This is a genomic window from Streptomyces sp. ATCC 21386 (assembly GCF_018728545.1).
Lineage (GTDB): Bacteria > Actinomycetota > Actinomycetes > Streptomycetales > Streptomycetaceae > Streptomyces.
The window spans coordinates 5,908,407-5,926,119 of sequence record NZ_JAAVVL010000001.1; the positions used below are offsets into that span (position 1 = coordinate 5,908,407).

The window sequence follows — 17,713 nt, forward strand, 5'->3', positions numbered from 1 at the left end:
CGGCCGCTCAGGCGAACCGCGCCTGCAGCGCGGTGAGCGTCCTGTCCACCGCGGTACCGGCCCGCCGCGGGACACCGATCAGCCGTACCAGCCGCCGGGCCCGCTTGGCGGTGTAGTCGAAGGTCTCCGTGACCTCCGTGCCTCCGGGTACCGCCCGCAGCCGCCACCGCCACACATGCCGACCGCGGTGCCGCCACGCGATCAGCGCATCGTCCTCGAACTCCACAATGGTGTTCGTGGTCGTATAGCCCTTCATCCGCATCCGGAACACCGAGCCGAGCTCCAGCCGCTCCGGCCCCTCCACGACCCCCTGCACCTGACCGGTACCGTCCAAGCCCGCGTGCTCGCCCGGTGCCGCGAGCAACGCGAAGATCGCCGACGGATTGGCAGCGACCGTGACCCGGCGACTCACCAACGCCGCGGTACGGGTCTCGGGGCGGGGGGTGGTGCTCATGAGGGCCTCCCAGGCGTCCTGTGCGGGAGCTCGTCGCCACCCCGCTCACTCCGTCGACGCCCGGGCAGCCTCCGTTTCGACACCGGCCCCGCGAATCTCCGGAGAAGGTTTTGGGCAGAGGCCGTGCGAGTTCCGGGTCATCGTGGATGACTGCCAGACTCCGGCAGGACAGCCGCTGCCCGAGCCCCATGTGGGACTGCGCACACAAACCTGTCGCCGCTTCTTGAACCGTGGTTCTGGATCGCTTTCCGTGCCAGGGCCACGGAGGGTCACCGAATCTGCGATCATGAACGGCCGTGAGCGATGTCGTATCCAGGGACCTGTGGTTCCCCCAAGTCGATGGTGCCCTGGTCGAAGAGGTGCTGGTAGACGGCGAGTCAGTCGTAGTGCGGGCACGCTCGGGGGGTGGGAGCCGAGTGCCCGGGTTGCGAGACAGTTTCGGGCCGCGTGCACAGCGGCTACGTGCGACGACTCGCGGACCGTGCGGTCGACGGGCGCCCGGTGGTGATCGAGTACGGGTACGCCGGCTCCGCTGCTTGGACAGGGGCTGTCTGCGGGCGACCTTCGTCAAGCAGGTGGACGGGCTGACCTACCGATACGGACGGCGGTCGGCCGCCTTGCGGACCGTGCTGGAGGCCATGGTCGCCTCCAGGCGTTGTTGACCAATCGCCCAGGCGCACGGCATCGACGCTCTCGCCAGGCCGCTCCCCGGTGGTACTCCACCTCAGCGCCGGTCACGGCCCACCCAGGACTGTAGTGGAAGTGCGCTGAGGGTGAATCGCGCCTTTGAAGATCACTCACCGATCTCCTGGAGGCCGCTTCTCGGCTGGGGTGTGATCGTTTCCCGTGGTTCGGGGCGGTTCAGTGTGCCCGGGGTTGGGAGGCCACTTCCAGGTTGGATTCGATGGCCCGTACCTGGGCGGTGAGGTATTCGGCCCAGGTGCTGTGGGGGAACAGTTGGAGGTGGGGTCCGAGGGTGCCGGTGAGCATGCGGCGGAACTGGGTGAGGCGTTCGCTGATCCAGGCCCGTTCCCAGTTCTCCAGCTCGGCCTCGTCGGCGCAGAAGTGGTAGTCGCGTTCGCGGGTCCACAGGAGGGGCGGCCATTCGTTCTGCGCGCAGACGTTTTTGAGGGCGGCGATCGCGCGGCGGGTCTGCCAGCGGCTGAGTCCGCATGTTGCGGCGAGTTCGAGCAGAGTCATGCCGGCAGGCGCGGAGCGGAGCAGAGCGGTGCGGACGAGGTCTGCGTGGCGCTCCGAGGTCGGGGAGCGCTTGTCCACCGCTATTCACCCCGCAGAAGGCGGGCGAGTTCATCGTCCACGTCGACCTTGCCGGTGTCGACGGCGGTCTCGATCCAGTCGAGGGTGGCGCGGACCTTGGCGATGTTCTGGTGGACGATGGTGCGTTCGTCGTCGACGAGAGTGCGATCGCGCAGGCCAGGGACGGTGCGGCCGGCGGCAGCGACGAAGGCGTGACAGGCGGTGACGAGGTCGAGGAACTCGGCGGTGCGGTCGATGTGGCGGACAGCGGGGGCGACGGGGCTGGTGCGTTCGAAGTGCTCGCGGGCCTGCTTGCCGCGTTCGACCTGGGCGTGGTTGACCTGGGAGCGGGCGGTGTCGTCGCCCATGGCCTTGAAGGCGATATCCGGCCGGCGCAGCAGGTTGGTTGCCGCGGTCGTGGCGACCGTCTCGTCGCGGGTGAACTCCTCGACCATCCGGACCTTGTTCTCCGGGGAGACTTTGGCCGCGACCTGCGGGCGCTTGAGGAAGTCGGTCGTCACCGTCGCGGCGACTTCCTCGTCACGGGCCAGGTGGTGGATCTCGGTGATCTTTTCCTGCGGGGTCTCCGGGGTCTCGACCTTCCATCCGACCCGCCGCCTGGCGTCGTCGGGCAGCCACCGGGTCTTGCCTTCAGGTGGCGTCCTGACCGCGGCGAACCTTTCCTCTTCGTCCTCGATCCTCGCGAGGATGCGGTGGATCGTGAACGAGACACCCTCTTGGCGGTGTTCCTTCGGCCAGTGCGCCGCGGTGGACCTGGTGTTCTTCACCGTGCTGAACGTCACCCCGATGTCTGCGGCCAGGCGCAGCAGGGACTGCTTGACCGTCCATTCCATGTCGACGATGCCGCCGCGGGGCCTCATGGGCTCGATCTCCAGGGCTCGGTCGCCGATCGTGAAGGAGCCCTGGCTCTGCTGTTCGACGACCTGCCGGAGTTCGGCGACGATCTGTTCGTAGCGGGACTGGCTGACGTTTCCGACCTTCTCGGTCTCCTCGGTCATGGCGCATCACCACTGACTGCGGGCCGGGGCACGGCGCTTGGGGCCGTGACGGGACAGGACCCGCTTCCTCAGCCGAGAATCGGGCTACGAGTGAAGAGATCACAATAAGTAGCCACAAAGAGATTGATTGCGGCGAAATTCAGGCAATAAGCGTCACGAGCAAGGCTCTTGCGAACGGATCATGACCTGTTGCGGCCGGTTGGGGTCGTTAGCGGTCACCTTCTGTGATCATGTCGGGCCTGCTTCTACGGTGACTGCGGGGTTCCGGTCCGGCCGGGGCTGTCGGAGAACGCCGGCGGGTGCCGCGGGCGGGAGGCAGACGATGACGATACCGCCGTGGTCCGAGCGTCTGGACCATGAAGAGTCTTTGGTGCGCGGGGAGTTGGCGGCGCTGCGGGAGAAGGCGACGGTGCTGGAGGAGCGGCTCGCACGTCTGGTCATCACCAGGGAAACGCTGGCATCGCTGACGGGTGACGGGCTCGGAAGCGTCACCGGCGGGCCGCTTCGCGCGGCGCAGGACCCGCCGGTGGTCCCGGCTCCCGCGCCCGGCGCAGGCGCGGTCGGCGGTGAGCCGCCTCCGGCGCCGGGTCCGTTGGATCTGGAGGTGGCGCGGGAGCGGATTCTGGTGCTGCTGGCGGGCGCTCACCAGGCGTTGAAGGTGCAGGACATCGGGGAAGCGATCGGTGAGCATCCGGAGCGGGTGGAGACGACGCGTTCGCGGCTGAAGAAGCTGGCGAAGGAGGGGCTGGTGTCGGAGGTGTCCCCGGCCTGGTTCGCGATCACGCCTGCTGCCCGGGACCACGCCGGTGAGGGCGGGGAGGTGTCCGGGACGGCCTGATCAGGAAGACCCCCAGGGGCCGCCGTGGTGCGGTCCGTCTCCTGGGAAAGGGTGGCACCGCCGAGGGTTCAGCTCGGCGGCGCCGGTTGCGTGAGGTCCCAGCAGAAGGGCGGCTCGCGCCTTTCGAGCGTAGGCCTCGTGGAGGCCGCTCGGAGGACTGAGCCGCGAAATCGCCATGCCCGGTCGCCACGTGGGCTGATTCGGGCGTGAATCGAGGCTCAATGTGTCCTCTTACGGTCACCGGCCACCGGCGGCCAGATATCGGTCCGGGTGAAGGCGGCGAGGCGGGCGACGGTCGCGACGTCGGGCCAGGAGCGTCCGGCGAGCAGGTCGGCGATGGCCCGCCGGTTGACGCCGGACCCGTCGGCGCAGGCCCGCAGGCTCAGGCTTCGCTCCCGCAGCGCGGCGGCGAGAGCACGGGCGATGTGGCGGACGGCTTCGGCGGCCGGGTCGGCGGCGGGTTGTTCGGGCCAGGCTTCCGGATCACAGGTGTGCTGCCTCGGGGGGCGTGCGCGGGCATGTCCGCCGACCATGTGCGCACCGTCCTGTCCATAGAAGTCGATCAGTCATGGAATGGCTGTTTGTCCAGCCGGTATGCATGGACCGTGGAGCTTGATCCGGACACGTCGGCGAAGATCACCCGCTATCGGCCGAAGGACGCGCCCCCGGCCTGGGACGAGGTCGCCCCGGTGGTGCGCAGCGTGGTCGCCGCCACGGTCAGCGCGGTCCCCTACGACGTGGAGCGGCTGCTGCACGTCACCGGCGCTCTGGCGTTGTGGGCGGCGGGCACGGGGCTGGGGCGGGAGCCGGACGTGTGGCTGCGCAACGAGGTCATCGACGCGTTCGTCCTCTCCCGGGCGGGAGACATCGGGGCCTCGACGGTCCGTACCTACCGGACGTGGCTGCTGCGGGTGCGGGACGCGCTGGCGTTCAGCGAGCGCGGGGAAGCCGCTCCGGCCCGGCTGCACGCCCGGCCGAACCCGCACCAGCCCTACACCCCAGGCGAGTTGGCCGCGTTCAGGCACTGGGCCGAGCACCTTGCGCGCCAGCAGCGCACCGACGGACTGGCCCTGCTGGGGCTCGGGGCCGGCTGCGGGCTCACCCCGAAGGAGCTGGCGGCCAGCCGGGGCACACATCTGCGACGGCTCGGGCGGGACGGGCCCCTGCTGCACACAGGGGCCCGCCGCGTCGTTCCGCTGGTGGCCCGCGCCGCCTGGGGCCCGCTCCTGGGTGAACTGGCGGACGCGGCGGGCGGCAACTACCTGTTCCGGCCCCGGCGGACCGCCGCCTACGCCAAGAACCTGATCGGTTCCTGGTCGCTGCTGCACCGCCCGCCCGGCCACCTGCCGGGCCTGTCGGCGGGGCGGCTGCGGGCGACGTGGATCGTTGAGCTGATGGCCGCCCGCATCGACCACGACCTGATCGCCAAGGCAGCCGGGCTCGCCTCGGCCGCCTCGCTCGCCCGCTACCAGCACCACGTGCCCCCGCTCGACGACACCACCGCGATACGGCTCCTGCACGGGAGCGGCCCGTGACCGTCCCGGACGCCTGGCGGAATCCGCCCAAGGCACGGCGCTGCCGCCCCCGGCCCCTCACCGACGCTCCGCCGGTGATCCCGGACTCGAAGGTCGGCCAGCTCGACACACTCCTGCATGACTCCGGCGTCCTGCCCCTGATCGACAAGGAGCTTGCGGGCCGTCCCGGCCCGGACGGCCTCCCTGTGCGCACCGTGCTGGTGGGCCTCATGCTGGCCCTGCACTACGGCCACGGCGCGAACCTCGCCGACGCCTACCGGATCCTGGCCGACCACCTGCGGCCCACCGCCCGCTCCTGGCTCGGCGTCCCCGACCTCACCGGCGCCGACACACACGCCCGGCTCGCCTTCTCCCGCCGCATCTACCGCGCCTTCGACCGGCTGACCACCGCCCTGGACCCGCACCGCGGCGAGCGCCGCCGGCGCCTGCCCGCAGCCGAGGCCGCCGTCATCGCCGCGTCCTGGGAGGATGACGAGCCCGAACACGTCCGGCGCCGGGCCCTGTTGCAGGAGATCAGCGACCGTCTGGTCCTGGTCACCATCCAACTCGCCCACCGGCGCGGCCTGTTCACCGGCTGGCCAGGCGACATCGGCGCCGACACCACCCCGATCCCGTCCTGGCACCACCCGCCCAGCCGCCGCCGCGAGCTCGCCTCCGTCGATCTCACCGCGGGCTGGCACTACTGCGGCGGCGCCGAAGAGGGCATCTTCGGACACTCCGCCACCCTCCTCGTCGCCGCTAGTAGACGTCACTCCGACGGCGCCCGGCAGGCCGGTGAACGCGTCAGTCGCCACCCCCAGCTCGCCCTCGGCCTGGTCCTGGACACACCCGGCAAACGCGTCGGCCCCAACGCCGTGCACGCCCTGACCCGGCTCACCGCCCACAGCCTCAACCTGCCCGCCGGACTTCTGGCCGCCGACCGCGCCTACACCGACCAGCTCCCCGCCCACTTCGCCGTCCCCGCCCGCCGCCTGGGCTACCAGCTCGTCCTCGACTACAAACAGGAACACCGCGGCCTGCAAGGCTCCACCGCCTCCGGCGCTCTCCTCGTCGACGGCTCCCTCGCCTGCCCCGTGATGCCCGACGCCCTCGTCCACGCCACCACGAACCTCGACGACAAAGCCGTACGCGAAGTAGGCGAAGACGAACCGCTCACCCAACTCCTCGCCGCCCGCACCCCGTTCTTCCTCAAACGCAAACAGAACCCCGACCCGCACGGCACGATCCGCCTGCAGTGCCCGGCCGCCGGGCCCTCGCCCGCAGTCTCCTGCGCCCGCTACCACCAGGTCCACCAGACCGCCGCCACCCGGCCGGTCACCGTCGACCTCACCAACCCGCGCGCCACCACCGCGCACACCGCGGCCAAACCCACCGTCCCCATCCCCACGGCCGAACGGCTGCGGCCACCGACTCTCGACCAGCTGCCGAAGATCTGCCAACGGCCCACGGTCACCGTCCACCCCGCCAGCCTCGGAAAGATCGACAAGTTCCGCCAGGACCGCCACTACCTCCAGCCGCCCTGGCAGGACGCCTACCGGCCCGCCCGGGCCAACATCGAGGGACTCAACGGCAGAGCAAAGTCCCACAGCGTCAACATCGCCGACTCAGCCCGACGACTCGCCCACGGCCGCGTCGCCCAGACCATCCTTCTCGCCCTGATGATCCTCACGATCAACCTCGGCATCCTGCACAGCTGGACACAGACCAGCACACCCGCCGCCGACGCCGAGTTCACCGAGAAGGACATCCGGGGCGACGGACAACGGCCACCCATCTCGTCGGCCTCCGGGATTCCACCGCCCGCTGGCACTCGCACCACCGCAACAAGCTGACACCCCGGCCCCATGCCCCGAGCTTCGGCCTGCCCGGCGACGGCCACATACCGCCTCCCGCACCGAACCACCACCGATCCCCCGGCGAAACCCCGCCCAGCAGCCACCCGCGACGCCCCACACATTCGGACGCCGCATCGAACACACCCCGGAAACGCCAAAGATCCCGCCCGATCTTCCGATCGGACGGGATCTCGTCAACCACTCCCGAGCTAACTCAAGAACAGTCGTCTACCACGTGACGGGGGACTTCCATCCGGGCCCCCGCGTCACCTGCGTGAGGAGCCTTGAACCGTCTGCTCCAGCCGTATCTGGCGCAGACGGCCACGGTGCCCGGTGCCGTCCGACCACTGGACGCCCGCCCCGGCGAGACCCTGGTCACCCGGCGCCGGGGCGACCTGCTGATCCTCGCGAACGCCCTGCGCGCCGCGCGTCTCACCGACGACCTCGCGGCGGCCGCGCGGGAATCGGCCCCGGGCACGCCCGAGGGGGCACGTCGACTGGTCGTCGTACGCGCGGAGCAGAGCACGCTGTCGCCACGGCCGGCCGTGCAAGGACTGGTGAAGGAGGCCGGGCGGCGGTGAATCGCGACTCGGCTGCTGTCCGTCCCCGGCTCGCACACTTTCTGGCACTCGCTTCCTGCTGTCGGCTCGGCGATGGCCGAACTGGACCGCACGCTGGGGGCATTCCCCTCATGAGCTCCGCGCTTGCCGCACTCATGACCACTGGTCGGCTCCTCCGACTCAGAGGCATCGCTGCCGCCACGATCACGGCCGGTGTGTTGTGCCAGTTCGCGCAGCGGACAGACCCGACGGCCCCGCTGCTTTACTTCACCGTCGACTCAGCCATACTCGCCGCCGCGGTCCAGACGTGGCGTCTGGTGCGCGGACCCGCGAGCAGCATGTGGGGCGACCGGATCCGTGGCGCCGCCGTGGTCGGTGTGGTGCTCTCCGCGCTGGTCCACGCGACGGTCATCGCGCCGAACAGCCCCTCGGGCACCTGGTTCGGCGCTCACGACGACGCATGGGTCCGCACCGCCACGATCCTGCTGCACGCCGTCGCACCGGTCCTCGTGGTCACCGAGTTCCTGACGAGTCCCTGCGTCCTCACCCGGGGTCGGCGCGAGGCCGCCCTGCTCACCCTCTGGCCCGCCGCCTGGCTAGCCGTGGTCGGCACCCTCGCGTGGTCCGGCGCTGCGACGATGCCGTACCTCTTCCTCCGCCCCTCACAGTTCGGCGGCTTCGGAGTCCTGGCGGTCATCGCCGTCCTGTACGGCACCGCCCTCGCCCTCGGCACTGTCCTCGTCGCGGCCGGGCACAGGGTCCAGCGGGCCGATCGCGCGTGACAGACGGCGGCGGCGGATCGGGCGGTTCCGCCATCACCGCGGTACCGGATCTGCGATGTGTTGGCTTCGTGCCAGTGAGTGCGGCCTCCCGGCTTGGGGTCCGGTGGCGATGAGAGTCGGTGTTGATGGTGGGGTGGTTGGTTAACGTGAAGTGGCCCGTACGTTGCGCGCCGAGTCAGTCGCCTGTGGTCGGGTGGCAGCCGGTCTCGGGGTTCTGTTCGGCCTCCAGGTCTGGTAGGTAGCGGTTCTGCTCGAGCATGGTGAGATCGCGGCCTACGGCGCGGCAGATCTTGCGGATCGCCGCGGCGGGGGTAGGTAGGGCCGCGTTCCACACGCGTACGGTCTGGTCTGCGCTGGCGGTGGTCAGAGTGCGGCCGTCCCGGCTCCACGCAATTGCTTTCACGGTGTTGGTGTGTCCGGAGAGCGCGGCGAGGTTCCCGCCGGTGGCCACGTCCAATAGCTGGATACGGTTGTCGGTGCTGGCGGTGGCCAGAGTGCGACCGTCTGGGCTGAAGGCCAGTGAGCCGGTGGCTTCGCTCAGGCTTCTGAGAAAACGGCGGCGGGCGTCGCTGTCCCACATCGCCACGGTGCTGTTGCCACTCCCGGCGGCCACGGTGCGGCCATCAGAACTGAACGCCAACGAGACGAGCGGCGCGCTTTGGTCGGTCAGGCTCTTACGGAGGAGGCCGGTGCGGGTGTCGTACAGCCGCACCTGCCCTTCCGCACCTTCCAGCGCCAGAGTGCGGCCGTCTGGACTGAACGCCAAGGGGAGGTGACCGCTCGTCCCTTTCTCTACCCTCAAGCGCTCGCGGCGGCGGCCGGTGGCAACGTCCCACAGTTCTGTGCCACGGTCGGGGCTGGTGGTGGCCAGCGTGTTCCCTTGCTGATTGAACGCCATCGAGGATGCGTCAGAGCTGTAGGTGGGCACGCTTCTACGGAGGCGGCCGGTGGAGGTATTCCACAGTTCTATGCCGCGGATGGCATCGTTGACGGCCAGGGTGCGACCGTCCGGGCTGAGTGCCAACGAGGTCGCTTGAGCCCGGGATTTCGGCAGGCTGGCTTGAAGGCGGCCGCTGTGCGTCTCCCACACGCGCACGACGATGCCTTTGCTGGTGGCCAAGGTCCGGCCGTCCTGACTGAGCGCCATGGACTCCGCGTCCTTGAGACGTCTGGTGTGGATGGCCCGAGGGTTGACACTCACATCCCATATCCGCACAGTGTCGTCGTCGCTGCTGACGGCCAGGGTGCGCCCGTTCGGACTGAACGCCAAAGAGGTGACCGCCCCGGTACGACCCGGGAGGTTATGACGGAGGCGGCCCGTGTCTGTGTCCCACAGTCGCACCACCCGATCTTCGCTGGTGGTGGCCAGCGTGCCGCCGTCCGGACTGAACGCCAACGAGGCCACCGGGCCGGGGAGGCTTCTGCGTAAGCGGCCAGTGTCCGTGTCCCACAGTCGCACCGTCCGAGACCTGCCGGCGGTGGCCAGGGCTAGGGTGCGGCCGTCCGGACTGAACGCCATTGCATCGACCGGGCCGGTGGTTCCCGGCAGGCTTCTGCGAAGACGCCCCGTGTCCGTGTCCCACAGTCGCACGGCGCCGTAGAAGCTGGTGGCGGCCAGCGTGCGGCCGTCCGGACTGAATGCCACTGAGACGCCTGGGCCGGTGCGCCTGAGGAGGCTTCTGCGTAGACGGCCTGTCTCTGTGTCCCACATCCGGACAGTGCCGTCGTTGTTGCCGGTGGCCAGAGTGCGGCCATCCGGACTGAACGCCAGAGAGAACACCGACCAATCTGCATCTGCGCCAGCCGCTTGAGCTTGTGGACGCAGAGGTTTACGGAGGCGACCGCTATCCGCGTCCCACAGCCGCACGGCGCCGCCGACGCCATCGGTGGTGCCCAAGGTGCGGCCGTCCCGGCTGAACGCCATCGCGGTGACCGACTCGTCGTGTGCTGCGCGCCACTTGTCGCGTAGACGGCCGCTGCCTGTGTCCCACAGAAACACCCCGCCATCTGAGTCGCTGACCGCCAGGGTGCGCCCGTCTGGGCTGAACTCTTCCGCTACTACAGGGGTGCGGTAGTGGTGTCGGAATGTCTTTCGTAAAGGCAGGGCGGATGCGGTGTAGAGGCTCTCCAGGGCCTGGGAGGTCGGGCTCGTTCGATAGGCGTGAACAGCCAGCAGCACGGCGAGTTCGGGGTTGGTGCGGATGAGGGTGGCCGATTGTGCGGCGAGTTGGCGGGACAGGGCGACCTGCCCGGCGGCGTCGGCGGCTTGTCGCTGCCGGTATGCGACCATGCTCACGAGGACGGAGAGGACCAGAAGGACGGACAAGGTCCCGGTGAGCGCTCGCAGCCGCCTCGTGACGCGGGCTGCGGCACTTAACGCCTGTTCTCGGTCGGCCAAGCTTGCTGTGAGGAAGGCGTGTTCCAAGTCGGTGAGGTCTTGGGGGGCGTCGCTGAGGTGTTCCTGGGCAGTGGCGAGTCGGCTTCCCCGGTACAGGGCCCCCGGTTCGCGGCCCAGCTCCTCCCAGGTACGGGCGGCCTCGGTCAGCTTGCGGTGAGTGCGCAGGCGTTCACGGTCTTCGTCGATCCAGCCCCGCAAGCGGGGCCAGGCAGTGAGCAACGACTCATGAGCCAGATCGACGGTGCCGCCGTTGAGGATGAGCAGCCGCGCCTGGGCCAGAGCCTCCAAGGCCTCGGCTGTCTCCTGCCGGCCAAAGGAGGCAAGTTCCTCCCGCTCGGTGGGCCGACCGGTGTCGGGAGTGCCCTCGCCGGGAGCGACCAGGCGCAGCAGCAGACGGCGGGCTGTAGCAGCCTGGGCATCGGAGAACCTGCGGTAGACGTCCTCGGCGGTCTTAGCGACAGCGCCCTCTAGGCCCCCGGCAGCTTCGTAGCCGGTCAGGGTCATGGTCTTGCCGCGGCGGCGGCGCCAGGTCTCCAACAACACGTGAGAGAACAGCGGCAGTCCACCGGGCGCGTCCGCGACCTCGTCGACGATGCGGGCGGTCAGGGCGCGTTCCACAGTCAGACCCTCGGCTGCGGCCGGTTTGACGATTGCCTCGCGCAGTTCCGCCGGGGTCATGGGGCCGACCAGCAGGTTGGCGTCGCGCAGTGCGTCGGCCAGGCCAGGGTGTTCGGCGCAGCGGCCGTAGAAGTCGGCGCGAACCGCCAGGAGTATCCGAAGCCGACTGCTCGGTTGTCGGGCGGTCAGGAGCAGGTCGATGAAGGCGGCGCGTTCGGCCGGATCGTGGCAGAGGGTGAAGACTTCCTCGAACTGATCAACGATCACGAACACGTCCGCCTGAACATCATCCGTGGCGGGACTGGTGTCGAACACCTGGGTATGCGTGCGTGCTGGGAGCTGGCCCGGGGTCAGGATCCGGATGGCGGCCGGGCGCAGTGCGATGTCCTGGGTGTCCCGCAGGGCGGGGATGAGGCCGGCGCGCAGCAGTGAGGACTTGCCGCTGCCGGAAGCCCCGAACACCGCAGCGAACCGTCGCCGACGCACGAGCTCCAGTGCGTCGGCGGTGAGCTTGTCACGGCCGAAGAAGCGCCCGGTGTCGCCGGGCTCGAACCGCGCCAACCCTCGGTACGGCGGCGCCCCGCTCTCTTCATCCTCCGAACTCGATGCAGCGGCCTCGTCAACCGCCTGCTTCCACCGAGCCTCCCACTCTGATGGATCGCCCCCGCACGCCTTCACATACGCCAGGACCACCGCCAGCGTCGGCAACTGCTCACCTGATGCCGCCTGCGACAGCGTGGTCACCCCGTAGCCCGCTCGCTGCGCCAGCGACCGGTAGGTGATCCCGCCCGCCTCGGCGCGCAGTTTGCGTAACTCGAACGCGAAGCGCTGTGCCGGACCCGCCGCCGGATCCAGTGGTACCTCAGGACGCCCTGCCAATGCCCACACCTCCTCCGGCCGCTCCCGCACCACACAGGGCAGCCGACCCAGAAACTCAACGACTCCAGAAGAATCACGCCCCCGGTCATTGTTCTGCCGCCTCAACCGTGCTGTCGAACAATGCCCCAGCCGCTGAACTCGGTGCTGTGAGCGGCCCGGGGGAGCGGTCCACGGGGGAACGCCCTGCTGGCCGCCCACGCAGCCAGCAGGGCACCGAAGCAGACGATCTGCCCGCCCATAGATGAACTGCAGCGCGTCCAGCTTCCACCTGCCCGCATCAAGCACCGTCCTGACCGGAAGGAACGAAACAGTGCACAGGGATCGAGCTCTTGGCCCAGCGCTGGCCGCTGGATCTGTGGGGGCACTCGCCCGCACCGCCCTGGGACCAGCAAGGGCAATCTCGTGCGCTCCCGGATTCACGGGAGCGTGAGGGCCCGGTATGCAGCGTCATTGGTTTCATCAGCGGACTGCGCTGGTCGGGATCAGCGCGGCGGCCGTGTTCGTGGTGGTCTCCTGCAACGTGCCGCAGGCGCCGCGCGATCCGCCCGTCTCGGCGCCGTCCTCGCTGACGGAGCGGGAGCAGGACCTGCTGCACAACGCGGAAGAACACCTCACTGTTTCCTGCATGGCCGCCCGCGGATTTCGGAGGTGGGCCGTGCCACGGCGTCCCCTTCCCGAGGACCGCGACTTCCCGTACGTGGTCGACGACGCCAAGTGGGCTGCCCGGCACGGGTACGGCAGCGAGCTGCAGGCACGCCGTGAACGCCTGCGCGTGAATGACCCCAACCAGCGTTACTTCAGCAGCCTGCCTGCGGCCGACCAGCAGCGCGCCGTCGCCGCCCTCAACGGAGAGCAGTCCGCCGACCGGCTGGAGGTCCGGATGCCGACCGGAGCGACTGCGGGCCGCGTCGCCGACGGCTGCACCGCCCAGGCGCAGGAAGAACTCTACGGCGACCTCGCCGCTTGGTTCCGAGCCGACATGATCGCTGGCGCGCTCCCCGCCCTGCGCCACCAACAGGTCTCAGCCGACAGCGAGTTCAAGGCAGCCGTGAAGAAATGGTCCACCTGTATGCGGGATCGGGGACTGGGCTACACCGATCCCTACCAGGCCCGGGCCGCCTTCACCCGCTCATCGGCGCCGCACACCGAGGCGCATCAACGGCAGGAAGTACGCACAGCGGTCGCCGAGGCGCAATGCGCCGACACCAGCGGCCTCACCGCCACCGCCCGAAGCCTGGACCGGCGTTACGACACACGGCTGCGCGAGCGATACCAGGACGCGGTCCGCGACCGGCTCCGGCTGGCGCACGCCGCACTGCCCCGTGCCCGCGCCCTTGTGACCACCGACCCAACCGACACCAGCACAACAACCGAGGAGAACCAGTGACAAGGACCAGGATCACCACCGCGCTTGCGGCCGTGGGGCTCACCGCCCTGAGCCTGACCGCCATACCCGGCGTCGCCCAGGCGTCCGAAGCGTCATCGTCGTCAACGCGAGCCGCAGCAGCACCGGCGGCTGACGGCTACCTCCACGCCTGGGAGCACGAGAAGAGGAATCAGGACCGGCCTGGTCGGCACTGCCAGTGGTCCGGCGGCAGCGCCAACTGGGACAGCTGCAGCATGCGCAACACGGCGAGCTCCCTCCACAACAACGGCTACACCCACGACGCTTGGCTCTACTACAGCCCGGGCCAAACCGGCGCCCGCTTCTGCCTCAACAGGGGCGTGTATCTCGAGAACATCGTCCACCACTACTTTCCGCACAACGGAACAGGAGGCGGCACGTCCCTGAACGACAACATCGCCTCCCACTCGTGGACCCCCAACTGCTGAACCTCGCCCCCTGAACACCGTTGCCGCCGCTTTTCACTAAGCGGCGGCAACGGCCACGCCGCTTGATCTGCCCGCAGCGGGGCGGGCGAGGGCTTCTTCGTCGAACGGCAGTACAGAGGTGCGGCTCTGAATGGCGGCAATCACGTGATTTCGGGCCGACCTCTCGTCCGGCCCTCACCCGCCCCATGCCATGGTCGGGAACTCGACCATAGGGCCGACCACGGCCGCGGGCATGCCTTGGCTTGCCCCTCCACGGCTGGTCAGCGCGTTGCCGACCCTCGCTGGCCGTGTGCGTGGCCGGTCTTGCGCTGGCGCCTGGAGTAGTTGATGAGGATCTTTGAAAACGGCCAGGGGCGCTCTTCCCTCCATTTCGTTGGATCTTGAACGTTATGGGGACGATGGGGAGCGACGAGCATGTGTGAGGACCCCGGCGGCCGAAGGCCGCCGGGGTCCTGTTGATCGGTGACGGTCAGGCGGAGTCGCTGAGGATGCTGGTCACGGGGTCCGTCTGAGCGGAGTGATGTCCGGGACCCGGTTTGTGATCGAGGGCCGGGCCGCTTCGGGGGTGGCCAGCAGGGCGACGATGGTGACGGGCTGGTCGCAGTGCGGGCAGTTGCGGATCGCGGTGGGAGTCAGGGCCTCCTCGGGGCGGGCGGGGACGCTCGCGGGTGCCGGAGCGGGTCGTGCCGGTTGCTCGCCGAGCCGGATGGCCCGCTGTTCGTCGCGGGCCTGGTTGCGCTGTTTCTCCGCGTCGCGTCGGCAGTTGGGTGAGCAATAGACCTGCCGCAGACGGGGGTTGGCGGTGAAGGTGCCGTGGCAGACCGGACAGGTGTGGGCCGCAGGGGCTGCCGGCGGAAGTCGGTGGGCTGCGGATTTGCAGCGGGGAGAACAGTAGATCTGCCTGGGCTGTGGGATGAACTCGCCCTGGCAGACAGGACAGTTGGCGGATCGCGGAGCGAGTGGGGTGGTGTCGGGGTCAGGAGACACGGGCGTTCACTCCCTGACGGATGGTGTCGGCCTGGGTCTGGTGGTTGCGGAGCCGGTAGGAGGGTCCGTCGATGCCGGCGACCGCGGCCCGGTGCAGGAGCCGGTCGAGCATCGCCGCGGCGACCGTGGCGTCGCCGAAGGCGCCGGCCCAGTCGGCGATGCCGACATTGGTGGTCAGGATCGTGCTCGACTTCAGATACCTCTGGTTGATCACCTGGAAGAGGGCCGAGGCCCCGTCCTCGGGCAGCGGGAGATAACCGAGCTCGTCGATGATCAAAAGCTTCGGACCTGCGAAGAAGCGCATGCAGGTCTTCCAGCGGCCTTCGAGGGCAGCCTTGTGACACTTGGCCGCGAGCTCGGCGGCGGTGGTGAAGTAGACGCGGTGCCCGGCGTCGACCGCGGCCCGGCCCAGCGCGACGGACAGCATGGTCTTGCCGACCCCGGGCGGCCCGACGAACAGCACGTTGGAGGCGTCGTCGAGGAACCGCAGGGTGGCCAGGTCGCGGATGAGTTTCTCGTCGACGCCCGGCTGGGCGGCGAAGTCGAAGTCGTTCAGCGTCCAGGGTTCGGGCAGGCAGGCGAACCGCAGCCGGGCCGCGAGCCGACGGGCCTCGGTCGCCTCGACCTCGATCTCCAGCAGCCTCTCCAGCGCGGCCGTCAGCGACATCCGTTCGGTGCGGGCCTGGTCCAGCACCCGGTTGAGTGCCTCGGCGGCGTCGTTGAGTTTGAGGTAGGACAGGTGACCCCGCAGCTGCTGGAAGCGTCGTGCTTCGCTCATCTGCATCGGCGACGTACTCACTCCGTGTTCTCCTCCTTCGGTGAGGGAACGGACCGCAGCCGGTCGGCCACGGCGGCATAGTGGGACAGGTCGATCACGACCCGTTCGGCCGGATCACCGGCACTGGCCTGCTGTCCGCGAAGCCGCTCGGCCTCGGCGAGCGCGGCCTCGGACGGCGGGCGGCGGACTTTGTTCTTGCACGGGGCCCGGTCCGAGAAGGCCGCCAGCACCTCTCGTTCCAGCGCGATGACGTGTCCTGCGTCCCGCACTGTCTGGCCGGCGCCGCGAGGCGCCCGCCGGTGGCGGGCGATGACGGCCCGTCCGGTGGTGGCGATGTCGAGGTGGTCCTCGCCGAGCCGGTGCCGGACCCTGACCTGGGCACCGGCCAGTCCCGGCGGGACGGAGTACAGATTGCCGTCGAAGGACACCAGGCACTGCGGGCTGACCGTCCGCTCGACCTCCAGCTCGGCCGGGAACGGCCGGACCGGGATGTCCAACAACGGTTCCGCTGCCGCGAGTTCACCGACGGTGACCTTGAGTCCGTCCAGGCTCCGACGGCGGTCGTCCATCCGGACGGCGAGTTTGTCGATGCCGGACTGGGCCTGAAGAACGCTCAGCGCGTCGGGGACCGTGCGCCACCAGCGCTGAGCGGCCGAGTGGTTGGCCTTCTCGACGACGCCCTTGCGGTTGCCGCGACGCGGCGGGCAGATGTCCACCCCGACGCCGTAGTACTTCGCGACTGCGGCGAAGGCGGCGGTGACCTGACCGCTGGAGGGGTAGCAGACCGTCGCCATCCGGTCGAACCGCCACCGTCTGGCCGTCCCACCGAGCCTGCGGACCACCTGGTCGAGAGCCTGGACCAAGTGCGGGAAGTCCTCGGACTCCGCCAGCACTGCCCGCCACTTGCCCGAATGCGCGAGCGCCCCGACCAGCAGATGAGCGTGCTCGCCCACTCCCCAGCCTTCCGGCGGGTCCGGCAGCTCCAGCCAGTCGAACTGGATCTCCTCGCCCGGCGGATGCGCGATCACCGCGACGTTCCGGCCGGTCGCGGCATGACACGGCTCGCAGTGCGGGCGGACCTGATAGCGGCGAAGCGCGCGGGTGAACGTCGAGTACCCGCCTTCATAGCCCAGGCCCTTGACCTCGTCGAACAAGGTCGAGGCCCACAGATGAGGATCGTCTGCCAGCCGCTGCCGGCAGTACTCCAGGAACGGCACGAAGGCGTCTGGACTCTGACGGCGCTGCCCCGGGACGTGCTCGCCGTTCAGATAGGCGCGGATGGTCTTGCGGTCCCGGCCCAGATGCCGCGCGATCGCCGAGATCGTCCAACCCTGACGACGCAGTGCATGAGCGTCCACGTCTTCCTCCCGCGTGAGCATCCAGGCCCCCGACCAGGCCGAACTCGAAGCTCACGCAGGCTCTCCACAACACACCGCCACCAGTGCGACACGCCGATCAACATCACGCGAAGAGACCCGCCGAGGTCACACGAAGGGTGGGGAGATCAATAGAGCAGGTTTGGTCCACCACAGAGCACCGGGTGGCCGCTTTCAGAGAGCGTCATCATAGTGGCCGACACGGTCACGGAGCAGGTCAGTGCGGATGGGTTGAGCTCCGCGATCGGGGTCGCGTGAGTCGGCCAGTGGACGGCCTACCAGGTTGGCTCCCGGCTCGTGCGGGGCCGTCGGAGACAGCCGTTGGCCGGTTGTCCTGGCGGGCTGACAGCACGACCATCGGCGCTCTTTCCCGCCGTGGGGTCCGCAGGACTTGGGGCGGGTAGATCGCCGGGATGGCGAAGAAGAAGACGAAGAGGGCGCCGGCCAAGAGGACGGCGACGGCAGGTTCCTTATCGGGGCCGGTCCGGCTGACGCGCCAGCAGCTGCTGGATGGCGTGCCGGAGCCCGGCGGTGTGCAAATCGGGCTTGCGAGGCCGGGGGAGG

Annotated in this window: 15 protein-coding genes and 1 riboswitch; of the genes, 7 read left to right on the plus strand and 8 right to left on the minus strand. The window is 69.5% G+C overall.

Features of this window, described 5'->3' with window-relative positions; all coding sequences use genetic code 11:
• Nucleotides 1-7 precede the first annotated feature (7 nt).
• From GWK25_RS25385 to GWK25_RS25395, 3 genes are all read right to left on the minus strand, one after another.
• Nucleotides 8-454 (minus strand): SRPBCC family protein, encoded by a 447-nt coding sequence (locus tag GWK25_RS25385; RefSeq protein WP_215453317.1) that lies wholly within the window; start codon nt 452-454, stop codon nt 8-10.
• A gap of 661 nt (nt 455-1,115) precedes the next feature.
• Nucleotides 1,116-1,202, minus strand: a riboswitch (ZMP/ZTP riboswitch).
• A 113-nt stretch (nt 1,203-1,315) separates the two neighbouring features.
• Nucleotides 1,316-1,732 carry a RacP protein gene (locus GWK25_RS25390; protein WP_215453319.1) on the minus strand — a complete coding sequence of 139 codons (417 nt, stop codon included), beginning with the start codon at nt 1,730-1,732 and terminating at the stop codon, nt 1,316-1,318.
• Nucleotides 1,733-1,734: 2 nt separating this feature from the next.
• The gene (locus GWK25_RS25395; RefSeq protein WP_215453322.1) at nt 1,735-2,730 is read right to left on the minus strand and encodes a DUF6192 family protein; all 996 of its coding nucleotides are present in this window, start codon (nt 2,728-2,730) and stop codon (nt 1,735-1,737) included.
• Nucleotides 2,731-3,052: 322 nt separating this feature from the next.
• Between GWK25_RS25395 and GWK25_RS25400 the strand changes: the two genes are divergently transcribed.
• A complete protein-coding gene (locus GWK25_RS25400) occupies nt 3,053-3,568 on the plus strand; it encodes a hypothetical protein (RefSeq protein ID WP_215453325.1) in 516 nt (171 codons plus the stop codon).
• A 218-nt stretch (nt 3,569-3,786) separates the two neighbouring features.
• Here GWK25_RS25400 and GWK25_RS25405 read toward each other — a convergent pair whose 3' ends face one another.
• Nucleotides 3,787-4,101 carry a helix-turn-helix transcriptional regulator gene (locus GWK25_RS25405; RefSeq protein ID WP_215453328.1) on the minus strand — a complete coding sequence of 105 codons (315 nt, stop codon included), beginning with the start codon at nt 4,099-4,101 and terminating at the stop codon, nt 3,787-3,789.
• A gap of 72 nt (nt 4,102-4,173) precedes the next feature.
• On the opposite strand from GWK25_RS25405, the gene GWK25_RS25410 reads away from it, so the two are divergent.
• The 4 genes from GWK25_RS25410 to GWK25_RS25425 all read left to right on the plus strand — a co-directional run bounded on the left by GWK25_RS25410 (nt 4,174) and on the right by GWK25_RS25425 (nt 8,280).
• Nucleotides 4,174-5,103, plus strand: coding sequence for a hypothetical protein (locus GWK25_RS25410; RefSeq protein WP_215453331.1), 930 nt, complete (start codon nt 4,174-4,176; stop codon nt 5,101-5,103).
• Nucleotides 5,100-6,935, plus strand: a complete 1,836-nt coding sequence (locus tag GWK25_RS25415) for a hypothetical protein (RefSeq protein ID WP_215453334.1) — start codon at nt 5,100-5,102, stop codon at nt 6,933-6,935. Before GWK25_RS25410 ends, GWK25_RS25415 begins: the two co-directional genes overlap by 4 nt.
• A gap of 287 nt (nt 6,936-7,222) precedes the next feature.
• Entirely contained in the window at nt 7,223-7,519 is a 297-nt protein-coding gene (locus GWK25_RS25420; protein ID WP_215453336.1) for a hypothetical protein, read from the plus strand.
• 110 nt (nt 7,520-7,629) lie between these two features.
• Nucleotides 7,630-8,280, plus strand: coding sequence for a hypothetical protein (locus GWK25_RS25425; protein ID WP_251829027.1), 651 nt, complete (start codon nt 7,630-7,632; stop codon nt 8,278-8,280).
• A 175-nt stretch (nt 8,281-8,455) separates the two neighbouring features.
• Here the strand turns inward: GWK25_RS25425 and GWK25_RS25430 are convergent, their stop codons facing one another.
• Nucleotides 8,456-12,208: a helix-turn-helix domain-containing protein gene (locus GWK25_RS25430; protein ID WP_308404316.1), complete on the minus strand. Its 3,753-nt coding sequence runs from the start codon at nt 12,206-12,208 to the stop codon at nt 8,456-8,458.
• Nucleotides 12,209-12,614: 406 nt separating this feature from the next.
• On the opposite strand from GWK25_RS25430, the gene GWK25_RS25435 reads away from it, so the two are divergent.
• The gene (locus tag GWK25_RS25435) at nt 12,615-13,562 is read left to right on the plus strand and encodes a hypothetical protein (protein WP_215453338.1); all 948 of its coding nucleotides are present in this window, start codon (nt 12,615-12,617) and stop codon (nt 13,560-13,562) included.
• The gene (locus GWK25_RS25440; protein ID WP_215453341.1) at nt 13,559-14,008 is read left to right on the plus strand and encodes a hypothetical protein; all 450 of its coding nucleotides are present in this window, start codon (nt 13,559-13,561) and stop codon (nt 14,006-14,008) included. The genes GWK25_RS25435 and GWK25_RS25440 overlap by 4 nt, the downstream gene beginning before the upstream one ends.
• Nucleotides 14,009-14,503: 495 nt before the next feature.
• Here the strand turns inward: GWK25_RS25440 and GWK25_RS25445 are convergent, their stop codons facing one another.
• From GWK25_RS25445 to GWK25_RS25455, 3 genes are read right to left on the minus strand one after another with little or no spacing between them, the layout of a single operon-like run.
• A complete protein-coding gene (locus GWK25_RS25445; RefSeq protein ID WP_215453343.1) occupies nt 14,504-14,995 on the minus strand; it encodes a hypothetical protein in 492 nt (163 codons plus the stop codon).
• Complete coding sequence (gene istB, locus GWK25_RS25450) at nt 14,985-15,794, minus strand: IS21-like element helper ATPase IstB (RefSeq protein WP_308404317.1); 810 nt, start codon at nt 15,792-15,794, stop codon at nt 14,985-14,987. Before istB ends, GWK25_RS25445 begins: the two co-directional genes overlap by 11 nt.
• Nucleotides 15,791-17,131, minus strand: coding sequence for an IS21 family transposase (locus GWK25_RS25455; RefSeq protein WP_308404318.1), 1,341 nt, complete (start codon nt 17,129-17,131; stop codon nt 15,791-15,793). The genes istB and GWK25_RS25455 overlap by 4 nt, the downstream gene beginning before the upstream one ends.
• Nucleotides 17,132-17,713: the final 582 nt, after the last annotated feature.

What these genes read in the sequence shown, in the direction of transcription:
- GWK25_RS25385 (WP_215453317.1), bottom strand. Translation starts at nt 454, where the DNA reads ATGAGCACCACCCCCCGCCCCGAGACCCGTACCGCGGCGTTGGTGAGT.
- GWK25_RS25395 (WP_215453322.1), bottom strand. Translation starts at nt 2,730, where the DNA reads ATGACCGAGGAGACCGAGAAGGTCGGAAACGTCAGCCAGTCCCGCTAC.
- GWK25_RS25400 (WP_215453325.1), top strand. Translation starts at nt 3,053, where the DNA reads ATGACGATACCGCCGTGGTCCGAGCGTCTGGACCATGAAGAGTCTTTG.
- GWK25_RS25405 (WP_215453328.1), bottom strand. Translation starts at nt 4,101, where the DNA reads ATGGTCGGCGGACATGCCCGCGCACGCCCCCCGAGGCAGCACACCTGT.
- GWK25_RS25425 (WP_251829027.1), top strand. Translation starts at nt 7,630, where the DNA reads ATGAGCTCCGCGCTTGCCGCACTCATGACCACTGGTCGGCTCCTCCGA.
- GWK25_RS25435 (WP_215453338.1), top strand. Translation starts at nt 12,615, where the DNA reads ATGCAGCGTCATTGGTTTCATCAGCGGACTGCGCTGGTCGGGATCAGC.